Consider the following 16,470-nt stretch of genomic DNA (forward strand, 5'->3'; position numbering starts at 1 on the left):
AATGATGCTGTTTAATGAAATTGGCGAATATTTAAAGTTCAAGTATGCGAATTAGAATATTATTTTCCAAGATGCTGCGCCGCGTTAGGAGGCGCACTGTTCGCGATGGGCATTTGCGTTATAGATATGTGCTTCTTTTTGTCGTCGTTGGGGGGGCGTTGGTGTTGATGGATCTGCATCGATGGTATACGGGATGGGTACATATCATAGGCTTGGTAATCGCTGCCTTTGGGGGGTATGCTGCGCAAGCTTTTATATTAAATATTCGTCCATTTGAAGAGCCTCCATACCCTCAAGGATGGTTGGATGATAGAGATTTAGTTGTAAAAGACAAGCAAGAAAATTCAGATAAAGAATAGTAAATAAGATAAAAATTTATTCTGGCTGTTAGATCGATAGTGCTGAACTTAAGGCATTAGGTGGTGTTTTTTCTGGTGAAAAAATTTTGCAGTTAACTCGGGATTTTTCGGAATCATCGATGATCCTTGGTTCTATTCAATCATTTGGACGGCTATGTTTCAGCACAAACTCGCGGCCGCCTTTGCAGCTCTGCTGCTCTCTTCAGGCTGCTCATTCATCATGGGCTCTCCGTCCAAGGCGTTGGCAACAAATCCCGAATCACAGGAAGTGATCAACCCAGTCCTGGTCTACACATCCGATTGCGATTTCAAAAAGGAGATCGACGGCATTGGCCTGATCGGCGCCCGAACTGCCTATCCGGCCGCTTATGCCGCAGAGGCGGTATGTAAAGCGCTGAATGCCGAACTTCCGGGAGCCATGGACGCGGTGGGCGTCAAGGCAACATTCAAGCTGCGCAAAGTAGATCCCAAGACCGCCAGACCGCTGACCCTGAAAGAGGACGCGCAGGCCATCGGCGCCCAGTACGTGATTGCATTGGGTGAGCCCGGTGGATTTGGGGGCTATCAGCAGTACGGGCCTTCCGTGGGCCTCCATATCCGTCTCTATGACGCAGAGTCGGGCGAATACCGTGGATGGGCGGAAGCGGAGTATCCGATTTCGCTGCGCGATTTCTCCAATCGCGGACCGGCGGCCGCGGGACAACGAATAGGGGCCGATATCGCGAATACGCTGGCGCGCACGATGCTGAAACGCTGCACAGAAGCGTATCCCTATCAATGTGTCAAGATTGGGGCATTTCGCCTTGCGGAGCCGAAAGATGCGTACGGAAAATGAAGGGTTAGCGTAGATGGGCGAAATTTGAACCCAATTAGGACGTCATAGTGATCCAACCTGGGTTTTCCGTACGGTTTGTTTAAGAAACAAACTCTTTAACCGTGGCGGGTTCTATACCCGTAGCCTTGGCGTATCCGTAGGACCTCAGAAAACCCCGATGTAGGTGAGAACCGCCGCATGCAGCGCGCCCGGACCCGTGCAGATCGCCAGCGTCGGCCTGCCCGGCGGCACCGTGGTCCGCAGCGTGTCCAACCCCGCCGCCATCCCGGACAGCCAGCCCTTCTCGGTCAACGGCAGGCCCGATGCGCCCTACATCGTGGCCACAGACCCGCGCTTCGTCGGCCAGCGCCCCACCGTATCCAGCGACTACCTGTTCGACCTGCTGCGCCCGCCCGGCGCGCCGCTGGGCAACGGCGGCCCGGGCGGCTGGGGATCCCTGATCCCCGCCGGCGCAAGATTCCTGACCCCCTCCGGCCAGCGTTTTGCTGTTATTTTGAGCCCAACTTTCCCGAGAATTCAGCGGGCTTTAATATTTGAAATAAGACGGCCGTCTGGGCTGGCCTGAGTTTCCCGAGCAAGTCGTTAAGGAACAACAGTTTCAATTCCCGGGTGAACTCCTTCATCGCCACGCCTTCAAGGGCTAATCAATGAGCGCCATATCTTGGCTGGAGCGAACAAAAGAAGCCTTTAGTGCTACAGGTTGCGACTGCGCGGACCTTTATGAGCTTCTGAAAGCAGCCATAGTTAGAAAACAAACTGATTTTCCTGCGTTCTTGTATGAGGCATCTGGCGGTCATGGTCTCTCCGTGGGCGAGGGCTATTTCTACTGCCTTGATCAGGATTGGGACGGTTCGCCAAAATTTAATGGGGTTGTTTTTTTTCTGGGGGAGGTGGAGGCCTCCGCTATTTCTGTGCGGGACTACGTATTGTTGATGGGAATGGCTGCTGATATTTACTCAAGGTGTTGTCCTGACGATAAGGATAGGGTGTTGTCTTCATTCAACAGGCTAAAAATATGATATGTAAATAATTGAATTTTTAATCAGTATTTCTGGCTGGGCTGTTTTTTCGACGAGCCTGCAGCGGACTGTCTTATAGCTGCGCGGATACTTCAGCGCCGACGACAACCTGACGCTGACCTGGGGACGTTTTAATATGCCTGACTACAACTGGGGGGGATCCGCAGCAGCAGCCATCAACCCCCACCCCTGCGCACTCCAAGTCACCTCATGCGTGACCGCAATCGCCCCCAAAAACGCCCCATCATGCGACACCACCACCATCGCGCCCGGATAACCTTTCAGCGCATCCTCCAATGCCTGCGCCGACGCGATATCCAGATGATTCGTCGGCTCATCCAGCAGCAGCAATTGCGCCGGTTCCTTGCGCCATAGCGCGCACGCCAGGGCGGCCTTGATTCGCTCGCCGCCGCTCATCGTTGCCGCGGGGGCGTCGACCAGGGCGGGGCCCAAACCCAGCAGAGCCAGGCGGCTGCGCAATTCGCCTTGGGGCAACGTGGCTCCCAACGCATCCAGCATCTGCAACAACGACTTATCCTCCGCCAAGCCAGCCCCCCGCTGATCCAGCATCGCGGTGGGCACGCGCACGTCGCATGTTCCTCGCATGGGGCTCAGTTCTCCCGCCAGCATCGACAGCAGGGTGCTTTTGCCGCAGCCGTTCGGCCCGCGGACGGCCAGCCGGAACGGGCCGGATAGCGTCAGCGTCAAGGCGTGGGCAGTCGTCGGGTAGGGCGGCAGCGCATCTTCCAGATGCAGGACGCGGCGTCCTTGCGGCACGGCCGTTTCCGGCAAAGCCAGCGCGATGTCGCGCGCCGGAGCTACGCGCTCGGCGGCCTGTTTCACGGCATCTTCCAGTGCGGCGCTGGCCTGTTCGCGGCGCAGGCGTTCGCGGCCGGCGTGGCCTTCGGCGTTTGCTTTTTTCATGCCCAGCAGGATTGCAGCCTGGTTTGTGTCGCGTGCCTGCCGCGCGTTGCGGGCGCTGCGCCGCTGCTGGGCGTCGTGCTGCTGGCGCAGGGCGCGCAGTCCGGCGGCGCGTTCGTTGCGCGCATGCGCCAATGCGGTTTCGGCCGCCGCGATCTGCGCATCGCGCTGGGCGCGGTAGGCGCTGTAGTTGCCGGCGTGGCCGGTGAGCGCGCCGCGTTCAAGTTCGACGATGTGGGACATGGCGTCCAGCAGCGTCCTGTCGTGGCTGACGACGATAAGGCCGCCGCGCCAGGCGCGGATTTTCTCCATGAGCCAGCCACGGGCGCGGGCATCCAGGTGGTTGCTGGGTTCGTCCAGCAGCAGGCCGTCGGCATCTTGCATCAGGGCGCCGGCGAGGGCGACGCGGGTCAATTCGCCGCCGCTGGCGGCGCTGGCGGGATGGTCTGGCGTCCACGCTGGCAAGCCCGCGTCGGCCAGCATGCGGCCCCATTCGTCCAGGAGACGCCAATGGCCGTCGGCCAGGTCGAAGTCGGCCTGGCGGGTGCTTCCGGCCTCGATGCGGGACAGGGCCTGCAGGATAGGCGCGATGCGGGCGACGTCGGCCAGCGTTGCCTCGGGTGAGCGAGGCAGGGTCTGGGGGACGTAGGCGATGCGTCCGTGCCGCGCGATGCGGCCCGATTGCGCGGGCAGTTCGCCGTGCGCAAGACGCAGCAGCAGGGATTTGCCCGCGCCGTTGCGGCCGATCAGGCCATGGCGCGCGTTGGCGAAGTCGTGGCTGACGCCGTCCAGCAGGACGCGGCCGTCGGGCAGGACATGGCTGACGTGATGCAGGCTGAGGAAGGGCTGAGGGTGCGCCTGTGCGGACGCGCGGGAAGACTGGGCCATGGAAAGCTCTCCGGGTCGATGAGACGCCTTGCGCGCAATGCGGCAAGGAGGATCAGGGGGGAGGGCTTAGAGAATCATGGCCGGATGGGCTCCGCGATGGGATGAATGGGCAGTTTGAACGAGGCGGCGCGGGAAAGTTCCCGCGCACCCTTGGCATTGGATGCGCCGGGCCCGCCAAGTGCCAAAGGCCCGTCGCGGGTTATCCCTAGGAATCGGACATGCGCATTTGATCTATATTTAATTGTCATTACAAATGAATAATTAGAACAAATAACCTCCAAGGAGATCCCATGCAGTCAGCGGTTGAAGTCGGCCCCCAGCGCTATCGCGCGTCCTACGGCCGTTATCTGGAAGATTTCAAGGTGGGCGATGTGTACGAACATCGGCCTGGCCGGACCATCACGGACAACGACAACATCCAGTTTTCGCTGCTCACGATGAATGCGCATCCCATGCATTGCGACGCCAATTTCGCCAGCAAGAGCGAATTCGGCCGGCTGCTTGTCAACAGCGGGCTGTCGCTGGCGGTGGTGCTGGGCATGACGGTGAACGACGTAAGCGCGAAGGCCGTCGCCAATCTGGGTTGGAAGGAAATCAAGCTTACGGCGCCGGTGTTCGGTGGAGACACGCTGTACGCCGAATCGGAAGTCCTGGAGGTGCGCCCGTCCAAGAGCCGCCCGGCGCAGGGCATCGTCACCACCAGAACAAAGGGCTTCAACCAGGACGGCGTCATGGTGATGGAGTTCATCCGCATGTCGCTGATCGCCAGGCGCGGACATGGCGTGGATGATTTCTGAACCCCGCGCTTCTCGTCCGCCTTTCAGCAGCAGATAGAAAAACACAGGAGACAACTGCCATGATATTGCCGTCAAAAGTCCTGCGCGCGGCGCTTGCCGCATTCGGGCTATGTGCAATGGGCGCCGCGGCGCACGCTGCATATCCCGACAAGCCTATCCGGATCGTCGTCGGCTTCCCGCCCGGGCAGGCAACGGACATCATCGCGCGCATCGCCGCAAAGAAGTTGCAGGAAACGCTGGGACAGCCGGTGATTGTCGAAAACAAGCCGGGCGCGGCGGGAATCATCGGCTCGGAGCTGGTTGCGAAGGCCGCGCCCGACGGCTACACGCTGCTGGTGGGTTCCAGCGGCACCATGGCCATCAATCCAAGCCTCTATTCCAAGTTGTCCTATCACCCGCTCAAGGATTTTGAGCCCGTCAGTATCCTCTCCGTGGTTCCGCTGTTTCTGGCGGTGAACCCGTCGGTGCCCGCGAAAACGGCGGCCGACCTGATGAAGCTGGCGCAGGCCTCGCCGGGGAAAATCAACTATGGCTCGGGCGGCAGCGGCGTCACCAGCCATCTGACCATGGAGCTGCTGAAGAACGAACAGAAAGTTGACATGACCCACGTGCCCTACAAGGGCAGCCCCGCCGCGGTGACGGATCTTATCGGCGGGCAGACCAGCACCATGTTCGATACCGGACCGGCGCTGCTTCCGTACATGCGCAGCGGCAAGCTGCGCATCCTGGCCATCGCCAGCGAAAAGCGCAACGCTGCCGCACCGGATGTGCCCACGATGGAGGAGGCAGGCCTTGGGCATTTCGTGGCGCCGGCATGGGTGGGCCTGGCCGCGCCCAAGGGCACGCCCAAAGAAACCATCGACATCTTGTACAAGACGCTGGCCGGCAGCTGGCGCGATGCGCCGGATGTAAAGGATCAGCTCAACGCGCTGGGTGCGGAAGCCGCGGTGATGACGCCGGACGAGTTCAGCAAGTACATCCAGTCCGAAATCGACAAGTGGGCCATCGCGGTGAAACTCTCGGGCGCAAGGGTGGACTGAGACATGGCCCATCCCGACTCTCGAATGGCCAAGCCGGGCAGCATCTCCGCACAGCTTGCCGACCATGCGGTCCACTTCCACCTCGACGCCGTTCCACGGGAGGTCCGCACGCGCGCCACCCATCTGATGCTGGATGCGCTGGGCATTGCGCTGGCGTCCACGCAGTGGGATTTTTCCCGCGCGACGCTTTCGGGCCTGCGCGAACTTGCGGGCCCGGGCGGCGACGTGCCCGTCATCGGGTATGGACAGAACCTGCCGATGCGTGACGCCGTGATCATGAATGCCTTGCTGGTGCATGGCCTGGATTACGACGACACCCATCCCAACGGCGTGATTCACGCCACCACGTCCGTGCTTCCCGCGACGCTGGGCCTGGGGACGCGCCTGAACGCGTCGGGCCGCGATCTGCTCGCGGCCTATGTCCTGGGCATGGAAACCGCCACGCGGCTGGGCTCGGCCGCCCGAGGCGGCTTTCACCAGGTGGGTTTTCACCCGACAGGCCTGATTGGCGCGTTTGGCTGCGCGCTGGCGGCGTCCAGGCTGCTGCAGCTGAATGCGGATGCCACGGTGAATGCGCAAGGCATTGCGCTATCCGTGGCCTCGGGAAGCCTGGAGTGCCTGGAAGATGGTGCATGGACCAAGCGCCTGCATCCCGGCTGGGCCGCGGCTGCGGGGATCACCGCAGCGACGATGGCAAAGCACGGATTCGTCGGCCCGCGCGCTGCTTACGAAGGCCGGTTCGGACTGTACGCAAGCCACCTTGGCCTGCTGCGGGAGAAGTGCGATCTGGCCATGATCACTGCGGACCTGGGGAGCACATGGGAGACGCTCAACGTCGCCATCAAGCCGGTGCCCGCATGCCACTTCACACATGCGTTCGCGGATGCGGCGGGCATTCTCTCCCGGCAGTGGGATGGCGCCGAAATCAAGCGCATCGTTGCGAAAGTCCCACCTGGCGCCATGAAGGCCGTTTGCGAGCCGGTGGAAAACAAGCTGCGTCCGGCCAGTGCCTACGAAGCGCAATTCAGCGTTCCATACTCCATTGCCACGGGCCTGCGATTCGGGCGCTTCACCTTGGATGCGCTGGATCCCTCGGCATGGATGGACCCGCAAACCTTGACGCTGGCCGCGAAGGTGCAATGCGTGCCCGATCCGGAAGCCGATTTCCCTCGCTATTTCGGCGGCGAGGTGATTGTTGAACTTGCGGATGGCCGCAAGCTGAGCCACGCGGAGCCGGTCAACCGAGGCGCGCCAGGACGACCGATCAGCAACGAAGGCATCGTTGCCAAGTTCTATGAAAACGCGGCGCGCGCGGTTGATCGCGCGCATGCCGATCTTGTGCTCAATGCCGTTCTTGGCATTGAGGGCGGCAGCGCCGCCGAACTATCCCGATTGCTGGGCGCGCAGGCCCGAATGGAGAACCAACAATGAATGCTCGCCAACCCGACCCCAAGCAGGATGACGAACAGGAGGGACTGATCCTCGACATGCTGGACCGGTTTCTTGCCGTGGAAGTCAAGCCCCATGTGCACAAGCTGGAGCATGACGATATCTATCCGGCGGAGATCGTGGAGAAGATGAAGGAGATGGGGCTTTTTGGCTGCGTCATCGATCCGGAATATGGGGGGCTGGGCCTGTCCACGGCCACATACGCCAAGATCGTCGAGCGCATGTCGACGGTATGGATGTCCATATCCGGCATCATCAATTCGCATCTGATCATGGCGATGGCGGTGCAGCGCGCGGGAACGGAGGAGCAAAAGCGCAAGTTCCTGCCTCGCTTCGCGACGGGAGAGCTTCGCGGAGGCGTGGGCTTGACCGAACCGGACGCAGGAACGGATCTGCAGGCGATCCGCACCGTGGCCAGGCTTGAAGGCGACCATTACGTGGTGAATGGCAGCAAGATGTGGATCACCAACAGCATGTATGGAAACTGCCTGGCGCTGCTGGTGAAGACCGATCCGAAGGCGCAGCCCGCGCACAAGGGCATGAGCCTGCTGATCGCCGAAAAGGGCGAAGGCTTCATCGTCAGCAAGAAGCTGGAAAAGCTGGGCTACAAGGGCATCGATACTTGCGCGCTGACGTTCGACGACTACCGGGTGCCTGTCGACAGGCTGGTGGGCGGCGTCGAGGGCAGGGGCCTGCAGCAGGTGCTTGGCGGCCTGGAACTGGGGCGCATCAACGTGGCTGCCCGGGGGCTGGGCGTGGCGCAGGCGGCGCTCGATGAGGCGGTGGCCTACGCGCAGGTACGCAAGACGTTTGGAAAGCCCATCGCGGAGCATCAGGCCATTCAGCTCAAGCTTGGCGAAATGGCGACCCGCACACAGGCGGCGCGCCTGCTGGTGTACGCGGCGGCCGTCGCGTTCGACCGCGGCGAGCGCTGCGACATGGAGGCGGGCATGGCCAAGTATTTTGCCACCGAAGCGGGGCAGGAAAATGCGCTGGAGGCGATGCGCATCTTTGGCGGCTATGGCTATTCCAAGGAGTACAACGTAGAGCGCCTCTACCGCGATGCGCCCCTGCTGCTGATCGGCGAAGGCACGAACGAATTGCAGCGGATCATCATCGCAAAGCAGCTCATTGAAAGGAATCCGGTATGAACGCGGCAGATACTCTCGCGCATTGCCCGGCGGCGCATGGCGACGGCGCGCAAGGTGGCCTGCCGCTGGCGGGCGTGCGCATCGTCGCGGTCGAGCAATATGGCGCGGGGCCTTTCGGGACGCAGCATCTGGCGGACCTGGGGGCCGAGGTCATCAAGATCGAGAACCCGAACGACGGCGGCGACGTGGGCCGCGCGGTGGGACCGCACTACTTCGGGCCGGGCGATAGCCATTTCTACCAGTCTTTCAACCGCAACAAGAAAAGCATCACGCTCGACCTGAAAAAGCCCGAAGGGCAAGAGGTATTGCGCGCGCTTGCCGCGACGGCGGACGTAGTGTTCAACAACTTGCGCGGCGACCTGCCCGCCAAGCTCGGGCTTACCTACGACAAGCTGAAGGACGTGAATCCCAGGCTGGTATGCGGCCACTTGTCGGCGTACGGCCGCTCGGGGTCGCGAGCGGCGTGGCCGGGTTACGACTATCTGATGCAGGCGGAGGCCGGCTATCTGTCACTCACGGGCGAGCCGGACGGTCCGCCCGCGCGCATGGGGCTTTCGATCATCGATCTGATGACCGGAACGACGGCCGCCATGGGCGTGCTGGCCGGCGTCGTCGGTGCGCGCGCCACGGGTGTTGGACGCGATATCGACGTGAGCCTGTTCGATGTCGCGCTCCATAACCTGGCTTACGTGGCAACCTGGTACCTCAATGCGGGCAAGGCCATCGGCCGCGAGTCGAGGTCAAGCCATCCCTCGCTCACGCCAAGCCAGCTGTACAGGACCCGTGACGGCTGGGTTTTTCTCATGTGCAACAAGGAGAAGTTCTTTGGCGTGCTGGCCGAATGCATTGGCAAGCCGGAATGGGCGGATGCGCCGCACTACCGGACATTCAAGGACAGGCTGGATAATCGCGAAAGACTCACGGCTGAGCTGGATGCGGTGCTCCAGACCTGCACGACCGAGGAGTGGATGCGCCGCTTCGCGGGCAAGGTGCCCGCGTCCCCCGTGTACGACGTGCAGCAGGCCCTGGACAGCGAGTTCGTTGCCGAGCAGGAGCGGCTGTTGAATTTCGCCCATCCGGGCGGCGGCATCCGCATGGTCGCGTCGCCGGTGCGCGCGGGCCCGCATCCCTTGAACCCGGCGCCCGCCATGGGCGCGGACACCAGTGAGATCCTTGGGCAAGTCGGCTACGATGCGGATGCCATCGTTCGATTGCGCGAACGCGCCGTGATATGACAAAAGCAGCCAAACCCGACAACACCAACTACGCTCCCAATCCGGCAATCCTCGGCGGCCAGCCCCGCTATATCCAGCTGGCGCAGACGTTATTGAACGAGATTGAAAATGGCCGTTACCCCGTGGGCTCCCACCTTCCCACGGAGTTTGAGCTATGCGAGCAATTCGGCGTAAGCCGCTCCACCGCGCGCGAAGCGGTGAAGCGCCTGGTGAGCCTGGGTTTGGTCGTGCGGCAGCCCAGGGTGGGCAGCACTGTCTGCGCACGCACGGCAACCGCCGGCTACCGCCAGAGCATTGCCGAAGTGAGCGACCTGTACCAATACGCGACCGAGACAACGCTGGTCATCGAATCCAGCGAGATGGTTCAGATCGAGCAACAGCAGGCGCATTTGGAAGAGGCCGCCGTTGGCGAGACCTGGCTGCGTCTGCGGGGCCGGCGCCATGCTCCCACGGGCAATGAGCCGATCTGCGTGACCGAGCTCTGGATCCATCCCGCGTTCAGATCGGTGCAGGGCCTTAAAGGGCCGCTGAGCGGCGCGGTGCATGCGGCAATCGAAAAGCAATTCGGAGAAGTGATCACGTCCGTGGAGCAGGAAATCCGCGCCGTGCTGCTCACCGATGCGCAGGCCGACGCATTGGGCGCGGCGCGCCAGGGCGCTGGCCTGTGGGTGTGCCGCAAGTACCGCAACAAGCTCAATCAACTGGTGGAGCTTGCCATCAGCATTCACCCCGCGGACCGCTTCAGCTACTCGACGATACTTCGGCGCGAGTGGGGCGTCGGGGCCAAGCCGGGTGTCAAATGAGCCGTCGCGGCTGGATTCCTCTTGGCGTGACGCTGGCGATTCAGGCCATGGTGGCGATGGCGCTGCTGACATTGCCCGTCATGGCTCCCGAGATCGCGAGGTCGCTTGGCGTTTCACCTGCGTTGGCCGGCGTCTACGTTGCAATCGTCTACGCCGGGGCCATGTTCGCCAGCCTGGCGGCCGGGGCGGCCGTCAAGCGCTTTGGAGCGATCCGCGTCAGCCAGGCGGGCCTTCTGCTATGCGCCTGCGGACTGGCGCTATGCGCCGTGGAGTCGGTTGCGGCCATGGCCTTGGGCGCCGTGCTGATCGGCCTGGGCTACGGTCCCATCACGCCCGCGAGCTCCCACCTGCTGGCCCGGACCACGTCGCCGGAGCGCATGTCGCTGGTGTTCTCGGTCAAGCAGACTGGCGTGCCTCTCGGCGGCGTGCTGGCGGGCGCGGTTGTGCCCGGGGCGGCATTGCTGCTGGGTTGGCAAGGCGCATTGCTGGTTTCCGCTGCCGCAAACGTCCTATGCGCAGCTATTGCCCAGCCGTTGTGCGCCAGCCTGGATGCTGACCGCGACGCATCGCAGCCGCTGGTGCTTGGCAGCCTCGCGCAGCCGATACGCCTGGTGCTGGCGCATCCCGCCCTGCGAATGCTGGCGGCCTGCTCGTTTGTGTTTTCGATGGCGCAGCTGTCGTTGACCACCTATCTGGTCACTTACCTGCACGTGGCGCTGTCATACACCCTGATCGCGGCGGGCGCGGCCCTCGCCGTGTCGCAAGTGGCGGGCATGGCGGGGCGTGTGCTCTGGGGTTGGGTGGCGGATCGCTACACAGGCGCGCGCAACATGCTTGCCGCGCTGGCGCTGCTGATGGCGCTTGCGGCGCTGGCGACTGCAACGCTCAGCGCCGACATGCCCGCGTTGGCTGTCATGGCCGTCCTGGCGGTTTTTGGCGCGTCGGCCATCGGCTGGAACGGCGTCTACCTGGCCGAGGTGGCGCGCCGTGCTCCGCCGGGGCTTGCCAGCGTTGCAACCGGCGGCACGCTCGCCATCACTTTCTTCGGCGTGGTGCTTGGCCCGCCGGCGTTTGGCGCCATGGTGGAACTGTTTGGGACCTACCGCGCAAGTTTTGCCCTGCTGGCCGTGCCCACCTTGCTGTGCGGCGCGCTGCTGATGCGCGCCCGCCATGTCGACCCGGTGTCGCGGGCGCCTTGATACTTTTCCTCTTATGACCGACCGCAGCTATCTCTTCGTGCCCGGCGATCGCCCGGAACGTTTTGACAAGGCCCTGGCCAGTGGCGCCCACGCCGTCATCCTTGACCTGGAAGACGCCGTCTTGCCGGAGCGAAAACCGCAGGCGCGCGAAGCCGTCCGCCAATGGATGGCCGCGACCGGCAAGCGCGTCTTCGTCCGCATCAACCCGGCATCCACCCCGTGGTTTGCCGATGACTGCGCGCTGCTTGGCTGCGGCGCGCTCAGCGGCGTCATGTTGCCCAAGGCCGAGCGGGTGGAGGAGCTGGAGGCATTGCGCGCCGGGCTGTCGGGCGATCAGCAGGTGATTCCGCTGATAGAAACCGTGGCGGGCGTGTTCCAGATGCCTGCGCTGGCGCGCGTGCCGCGCGTCGCGCGCCTGGCCTTCGGCTCGTTTGATTTCATGTCGGATTCCGGCATTCAGGGAGACGGCGCGGAGCTTGACGCGGTGCGCACGCAGTTCGTGCTGCATTCGCGCCATGCGGGCCTGCTGCCTCCCATCGACGGGGTTTCGCTGGCTATTGGAGATGCCGCTCAGCTGGAGCTGGATGCGCGGCGTTCGCGGCGCTGGGGCTTTGGCGCTAAGCTCTGCATCCACCCCAGCCAGGTGCCGGCCGTGCATGCCGCCTTCGCGCCGACATCCGCGGAAATCGATTGGGCGCGTCGAGTCGTCAACGCATTGGCGTCCAAGCCGCTGGGCGCGATTGCCGTGGACGGCAAGCTGGTGGACAAGCCCGTTGCGATGCTGGCCCGATCGATTCTTGACGAGGCCGGACTTTCTTGAAGTCTCTCGTTGGGCTCAGTCCTCCAGCATCCGGAGATCCGGCGGCCGGTTTTCGATGATGGCTTCCATGCTGAAGAAGCCGGTCACGGTCGAGAGCTCAAAATCCGTGATCAGTTTCTGGTAGAAGCGGTCATAGCCTGCCATGCCGCGGCAGACCACCTTGATCAGGTAATCCCAGTCTCCGCCGATGCGGTAGAACTCCGTCACCTCGGGCAGTCGCTCGACGTGCTGGCGAAACCCGTCGGCCCAGGCCTTGGCGTGGTGGCTGGTCCGGATCATCACGAATACCGTCAGATCCAGCCCCAGCGCGGCCAGGCTGACCTCCGCGCGCGTGCCGCGGATGATCCCGCAGGCGTTCAGCCGCTGAAGCCTGCGCCAGCAGGCGTTCTGCGACAGGCCGACACGGTCCGCCAGCTCGCGCTGGGACAGGGCGCCGTCTTTTTGCAGGCAGGAGATTATGCTTAGATCAAGTTTGTCTATTTTTTCCATATTCTCGATCATATGATCCGTTTTTACATGTTTATGGCAAAAAAACGGTGATGTTTCATACCGGCTTCCATCGTATGATATTTCCGAATACTTCGGAACACGGATCACATGAATACGCTTACCGCCGCGGCCTCGGCCCGGGCTCCGGCCACGACCGGACCCTTGCAGCAATTTCAAGACAGCCTGAAAGTCGCGGGTGTCGCGGCAGCCTTGGCCGAAGGGCTCATCGGCAAGGACGCCTTCATCGACGGCCCGTTTGGCGCGAAGCCGCTGGTCTATGCCGACTACGTCGCGTCCGGCCGCGCGCTCATGCAAGTGGAGCGCTTCGTTCTTGAGCAAGTGCTTCCCTATTACGCCAACTCGCATACCGAGGCGTCCTACTGCGGCGGCTTCATTACGCGCTTGCGCCGCGAGGCGCGCGCCGTGGTTGCCCGCTGCTGCGGCGCAAGCGACGAGCATGCGGTGATTTTCGCCGGTTCGGGCGCCACGGCGGGCATCAACAGACTGGTGCATCTCTTCGGCGTGCACGCAGCCATTGCCGCGGGCAAGAAGGTCCGCGTGGTCATTGGCCCCTACGAGCACCATTCGAACATCTTGCCCTGGCGCGAGTGCGGCGCCGACATCATTGAATTGGAAGAAAGCGCGGAAGGCGGGCCGGACCTGGTCCAGCTTGCCGCGGCGCTGAAAGCCCCGGACGATACGCTCGTCATCTGCGCGCTGTCGGCGGCCTCCAACGTGACCGGCATTGTTGCGGATGTGGCCGGCATCACCCGGCAGGTCAAACGTTCCGGCGCAAAGATGCTGTGGGACTATGCCGGCGGCGCGCCTTACCTGCCCATCCAGATGTCGCCCGCGGCCGATGCGCAGATCGACGCCATCGTGTTCTCGCCGCACAAGTTCATTGGAGGCCCCGGCGCATCGGGCGTGCTGATCGTGCGGCGCGATGCGGTGCTCGATACGACGCCCACCTGGCCTGGCGGCGGCACGGTCAAGTTCGTTTCGCCCACCGGCCATGATTACAGCGGCAGCCTGGAATCCCGGGAAGAAGCGGGCACGCCCAACGTCGTCGGGGATATTCGCGCCGCGCTGGTCCTGCTGGTGAAGGAAGCCTTGGGCGCCGGCTTCATGCAGCAGCGCAACGCCCACTTCGTGCAGCGGGCGCTTGCCGCATGGAAAGGCGCTGAACAACTGGAGCTGCTGGGTTCGCTCACCGCAACCCGTTTGCCGATCTTCTCGTTCCGTGTGCGCAACGGCAAGGGCGGCTTCGTGCATCAGCAATTGGTGACCCGCATGCTGAGCGACCGGTTCGGCATCCAGGCCCGTGGCGGCTGCGCCTGCGCCGGGCCCTATGTCCATCGTTTGCTGGACATCGACGAGGCCCAGTCGCTGCAAATGCGCCAGGCCATTCTTGACGGCCGCGAAATCGAAAAGCCCGGCTTTGTCCGATTGAATTTCAGTGTCCTGCTGTCGGACGCCAAGGCCGACTTCATCCTGGAATCCGTCCTGGCGCTGGCGGCGGACGCCGCCGACTTCGAACACCTCTACGGGTTCGATCCCAGCCGCGCCATCTTCTATCCGCACCTCGCGGACATGAAAGCCGCTTGAGGCGCATCAAGAAGGCCTGATCAGTCCTTCATCTGCAGGCCGCAGGTCCGGATCCAGGCGGCCTTCATGCCGCTCAGGTCGTCGGACGCGTCGCTCAGCGTGCGCACGACCTGCTCCGGGAATGTCACGCCCTTGCGGCGGCAGGCCTCGAAGTCGTCGCTCAGGGCAAAGCGCGCATCCAGGAGGTCCAGGCGGCCCTGGCACAGCTCGCGGTTCAACTGGAGGTCGTTCGCGGCCTCGCGGGTGCGCTGGACGTCCTGGGCCTGCTTGATGCGGACCAGTTCGGCGTTGACCAGGGCGACGCAATCGTCGCCGGCATGGACCGGCGCGCTCGCGCACGCGGCGATGATCGCGAGGGCGGCGAGGGGCCGGCGGTGCGGGGCTGCCATGCGGGGAAACCTTGGTGTCGCGTTATGAATGGCTTGCATCATAACTGCTGCGAAATGCCCCGGCGGCGCGCTGCCGCGCGCGGTCTGCCACTGCATGGAAAACCAGTATGGCAAATCGCCTGAACGCGTCTACCATCGTTGACAGTTCAATCGTTCCGAAGATCCAACCCGCAACGGGAAATGGACGTGTATCCGGCTGAAGTTCTGTTTTATCAACTCGTTACGACGGAGATGAAAGAGAATGACCAATACGCTTATCAGTGTCGATCTGGAACAGTCCCCCTACGAGAACAAGCAGATCCACAACCGCTGGCATCCGGATATTCCGATGGCCGCGTGGGTGAAGCCGGGCGACGATTTCATCCTGGAAACCTATGACTGGACCGGAGGCGCGATCAAGAACGACGACAGCGCCGACGATGTGCGCGACGTGGACCTGTCCACGGTGCATTTCCTGTCCGGCCCCGTGGGCGTGGAAGGCGCCGAGCCGGGCGACCTGCTGGTGGTCGACCTGCTGGATATCGGCGCCAAGCCCGACAGCCTGTGGGGCTTCAATGGCTTCTTCAGCCGCAACAACGGCGGCGGCTTCCTGACCGAACATTTTCCGCATGCGCAGAAATCCATCTGGGATTTCCACGGCATGTTCACGTCCTCGCGCCATATTCCCGGCGTGAATTTCGCGGGCCTGATCCACCCGGGCCTCATCGGCTGCCTGCCGGACAAGAAGCTGCTGGACACCTGGAACCGGCGCGAGCAGGCGCTGATCGACACCAATCCGAACCGCGTGCCGCCGCTGGCCAATCCGCCCGCGCCCAAGACGGCCCACATGGGCGCGCTGCAAGGCGCGGAGCGCGACAAGGCGGCAGGCGAAGGCGCGCGCACGGTGCCGCCGCGCGAGCACGGCGGCAACTGCGATATCAAGGACCTGTCGCGCGGCGCGCGCGTGTTCTTCCCGGTGTACGTCAAGGGCGGCGGGCTGTCGGTGGGCGACCTGCACTTTTCGCAGGGCGACGGGGAAATCACGTTCTGCGGCGCCATCGAAATGGCGGGCTGGGTGCACATGCGCGTGTCGCTGATCAAGGGCGGCATGGAGAAGTACGCCATCAAGAACCCGATCTTCAAGCCCAGCCCGATCACGCCTGCGTACAAGGACTACCTGATCTTCGAAGGCATTTCGGTGGACGAAGAGGGCAAGCAGCACTATCTGGACGTGAACGTCGCGTACCGGCAGGCCTGCCTGAACGCCATCGAATACCTGAAGAAATTCGGCTATTCGGGCGCGCAGGCGTATTCGCTGCTGGGCTGCGCGCCGGTGCAGGGGCATATCAGCGGGGTGGTCGATATTCCCAACTCTTGCGCCACGCTCTGGCTGCCCACCGAGATCTTCGATTTCGACATCCAGCCTTCGGCGGCGGGGCCCGTCAAGCACATCAAGGGCGGCGTGGACATGCCGCTGTCGCGCGACCGCTAG

At 63.0% G+C, this 16,470-nt stretch carries 17 protein-coding genes; 14 read left to right on the forward strand and 3 right to left on the reverse strand.

The window, feature by feature from the left end; all coding sequences use genetic code 11:
• The first annotated feature begins 167 nt into the window (after nucleotides 1-167).
• The 4 genes from ACFWP0_RS23595 (at nucleotide 168) to ACFWP0_RS23610 (ending at nucleotide 2,213) form a co-directional block, all read left to right on the forward strand.
• On the forward strand, nucleotides 168-359 hold the full coding sequence (locus ACFWP0_RS23595; RefSeq protein WP_377846204.1) for a hypothetical protein: 192 nt from the start codon (nucleotides 168-170) through the stop codon (nucleotides 357-359).
• 154 nt (nucleotides 360-513) lie between these two features.
• Entirely contained in the window at nucleotides 514-1,194 is a 681-nt protein-coding gene (locus tag ACFWP0_RS23600) for a hypothetical protein (RefSeq protein WP_377846205.1), read from the forward strand.
• 163 nt (nucleotides 1,195-1,357) lie between these two features.
• On the forward strand, nucleotides 1,358-1,759 hold the full coding sequence (locus tag ACFWP0_RS23605) for a hypothetical protein (RefSeq protein WP_377846207.1): 402 nt from the start codon (nucleotides 1,358-1,360) through the stop codon (nucleotides 1,757-1,759).
• A gap of 82 nt (nucleotides 1,760-1,841) precedes the next feature.
• Nucleotides 1,842-2,213, forward strand: coding sequence for a hypothetical protein (locus ACFWP0_RS23610; protein WP_377846209.1), 372 nt, complete (start codon nucleotides 1,842-1,844; stop codon nucleotides 2,211-2,213).
• A 144-nt stretch (nucleotides 2,214-2,357) separates the two neighbouring features.
• On the opposite strand, the gene ACFWP0_RS23615 is transcribed toward ACFWP0_RS23610, so the two are convergent.
• Nucleotides 2,358-4,022, reverse strand: a complete 1,665-nt coding sequence (locus tag ACFWP0_RS23615; protein ID WP_377846211.1) for an ABC-F family ATP-binding cassette domain-containing protein — start codon at nucleotides 4,020-4,022, stop codon at nucleotides 2,358-2,360.
• A gap of 290 nt (nucleotides 4,023-4,312) precedes the next feature.
• Here ACFWP0_RS23615 and ACFWP0_RS23620 point away from each other — a divergent pair, with 290 nt between their 5' ends.
• From ACFWP0_RS23620 to ACFWP0_RS23655, 8 genes are read left to right on the forward strand one after another with little or no spacing between them, the layout of a single operon-like run.
• A complete protein-coding gene (locus ACFWP0_RS23620) occupies nucleotides 4,313-4,819 on the forward strand; it encodes a MaoC family dehydratase (protein ID WP_377846212.1) in 507 nt (168 codons plus the stop codon).
• A 59-nt stretch (nucleotides 4,820-4,878) separates the two neighbouring features.
• On the forward strand, nucleotides 4,879-5,859 hold the full coding sequence (locus tag ACFWP0_RS23625; RefSeq protein ID WP_377846214.1) for a Bug family tripartite tricarboxylate transporter substrate binding protein: 981 nt from the start codon (nucleotides 4,879-4,881) through the stop codon (nucleotides 5,857-5,859).
• A 3-nt stretch (nucleotides 5,860-5,862) separates the two neighbouring features.
• Entirely contained in the window at nucleotides 5,863-7,290 is a 1,428-nt protein-coding gene (locus ACFWP0_RS23630; RefSeq protein WP_377846215.1) for an MmgE/PrpD family protein, read from the forward strand.
• Nucleotides 7,287-8,459: an acyl-CoA dehydrogenase family protein gene (locus ACFWP0_RS23635; RefSeq protein ID WP_377846217.1), complete on the forward strand. Its 1,173-nt coding sequence runs from the start codon at nucleotides 7,287-7,289 to the stop codon at nucleotides 8,457-8,459. The genes ACFWP0_RS23630 and ACFWP0_RS23635 overlap by 4 nt, the downstream gene beginning before the upstream one ends.
• Nucleotides 8,456-9,694: a CaiB/BaiF CoA transferase family protein gene (locus tag ACFWP0_RS23640; RefSeq protein WP_377846219.1), complete on the forward strand. Its 1,239-nt coding sequence runs from the start codon at nucleotides 8,456-8,458 to the stop codon at nucleotides 9,692-9,694. The genes ACFWP0_RS23635 and ACFWP0_RS23640 overlap by 4 nt, the downstream gene beginning before the upstream one ends.
• The gene (locus tag ACFWP0_RS23645; protein WP_377846221.1) at nucleotides 9,691-10,497 is read left to right on the forward strand and encodes a GntR family transcriptional regulator; all 807 of its coding nucleotides are present in this window, start codon (nucleotides 9,691-9,693) and stop codon (nucleotides 10,495-10,497) included. Before ACFWP0_RS23640 ends, ACFWP0_RS23645 begins: the two co-directional genes overlap by 4 nt.
• A gap of 26 nt (nucleotides 10,498-10,523) precedes the next feature.
• Complete coding sequence (locus ACFWP0_RS23650; RefSeq protein ID WP_377846223.1) at nucleotides 10,524-11,696, forward strand: MFS transporter; 1,173 nt, start codon at nucleotides 10,524-10,526, stop codon at nucleotides 11,694-11,696.
• 13 nt (nucleotides 11,697-11,709) lie between these two features.
• Nucleotides 11,710-12,516, forward strand: coding sequence for an HpcH/HpaI aldolase/citrate lyase family protein (locus ACFWP0_RS23655; protein WP_377846224.1), 807 nt, complete (start codon nucleotides 11,710-11,712; stop codon nucleotides 12,514-12,516).
• Nucleotides 12,517-12,531: 15 nt separating this feature from the next.
• On the opposite strand, the gene ACFWP0_RS23660 is transcribed toward ACFWP0_RS23655, so the two are convergent.
• Nucleotides 12,532-13,005, reverse strand: a complete 474-nt coding sequence (locus ACFWP0_RS23660; RefSeq protein ID WP_377846226.1) for an Lrp/AsnC family transcriptional regulator — start codon at nucleotides 13,003-13,005, stop codon at nucleotides 12,532-12,534.
• Between the two features lie 108 nt (nucleotides 13,006-13,113).
• Here ACFWP0_RS23660 and ACFWP0_RS23665 point away from each other — a divergent pair, with 108 nt between their 5' ends.
• Nucleotides 13,114-14,610, forward strand: coding sequence for an aminotransferase class V-fold PLP-dependent enzyme (locus ACFWP0_RS23665; RefSeq protein WP_377846228.1), 1,497 nt, complete (start codon nucleotides 13,114-13,116; stop codon nucleotides 14,608-14,610).
• Between the two features lie 20 nt (nucleotides 14,611-14,630).
• Here ACFWP0_RS23665 and ACFWP0_RS23670 read toward each other — a convergent pair whose 3' ends face one another.
• Complete coding sequence (locus ACFWP0_RS23670; RefSeq protein ID WP_377846229.1) at nucleotides 14,631-14,999, reverse strand: hypothetical protein; 369 nt, start codon at nucleotides 14,997-14,999, stop codon at nucleotides 14,631-14,633.
• Between the two features lie 241 nt (nucleotides 15,000-15,240).
• On the opposite strand from ACFWP0_RS23670, the gene fmdA reads away from it, so the two are divergent.
• Nucleotides 15,241-16,470, forward strand: a complete 1,230-nt coding sequence (gene fmdA, locus ACFWP0_RS23675; RefSeq protein ID WP_377846231.1) for a formamidase — start codon at nucleotides 15,241-15,243, stop codon at nucleotides 16,468-16,470.

This window comes from Achromobacter sp. NPDC058515, from assembly GCF_042721735.1.
Classification (GTDB): domain Bacteria; phylum Pseudomonadota; class Gammaproteobacteria; order Burkholderiales; family Burkholderiaceae_B; genus Achromobacter.

Excerpts from the sequence above, each read along its gene's own strand:
- ACFWP0_RS23640 (WP_377846219.1), top strand. The coding sequence starts at position 8,456 with ATGAACGCGGCAGATACTCTCGCGCATTGCCCGGCGGCGCATGGCGAC.
- ACFWP0_RS23600 (WP_377846205.1), top strand. The coding sequence starts at position 514 with ATGTTTCAGCACAAACTCGCGGCCGCCTTTGCAGCTCTGCTGCTCTCT.
- ACFWP0_RS23670 (WP_377846229.1), bottom strand. The coding sequence starts at position 14,999 with ATGGCAGCCCCGCACCGCCGGCCCCTCGCCGCCCTCGCGATCATCGCC.
- ACFWP0_RS23645 (WP_377846221.1), top strand. The coding sequence starts at position 9,691 with ATGACAAAAGCAGCCAAACCCGACAACACCAACTACGCTCCCAATCCG.
- ACFWP0_RS23635 (WP_377846217.1), top strand. The coding sequence starts at position 7,287 with ATGAATGCTCGCCAACCCGACCCCAAGCAGGATGACGAACAGGAGGGA.
- ACFWP0_RS23665 (WP_377846228.1), top strand. The coding sequence starts at position 13,114 with ATGAATACGCTTACCGCCGCGGCCTCGGCCCGGGCTCCGGCCACGACC.
- ACFWP0_RS23630 (WP_377846215.1), top strand. The coding sequence starts at position 5,863 with ATGGCCCATCCCGACTCTCGAATGGCCAAGCCGGGCAGCATCTCCGCA.
- ACFWP0_RS23625 (WP_377846214.1), top strand. The coding sequence starts at position 4,879 with ATGATATTGCCGTCAAAAGTCCTGCGCGCGGCGCTTGCCGCATTCGGG.
- ACFWP0_RS23595 (WP_377846204.1), top strand. The coding sequence starts at position 168 with ATGGATCTGCATCGATGGTATACGGGATGGGTACATATCATAGGCTTG.
- ACFWP0_RS23620 (WP_377846212.1), top strand. The coding sequence starts at position 4,313 with ATGCAGTCAGCGGTTGAAGTCGGCCCCCAGCGCTATCGCGCGTCCTAC.
- ACFWP0_RS23615 (WP_377846211.1), bottom strand. The coding sequence starts at position 4,022 with ATGGCCCAGTCTTCCCGCGCGTCCGCACAGGCGCACCCTCAGCCCTTC.
- ACFWP0_RS23660 (WP_377846226.1), bottom strand. The coding sequence starts at position 13,005 with ATGGAAAAAATAGACAAACTTGATCTAAGCATAATCTCCTGCCTGCAA.
- ACFWP0_RS23610 (WP_377846209.1), top strand. The coding sequence starts at position 1,842 with ATGAGCGCCATATCTTGGCTGGAGCGAACAAAAGAAGCCTTTAGTGCT.
- ACFWP0_RS23655 (WP_377846224.1), top strand. The coding sequence starts at position 11,710 with ATGACCGACCGCAGCTATCTCTTCGTGCCCGGCGATCGCCCGGAACGT.
- fmdA (WP_377846231.1), top strand. The coding sequence starts at position 15,241 with ATGACCAATACGCTTATCAGTGTCGATCTGGAACAGTCCCCCTACGAG.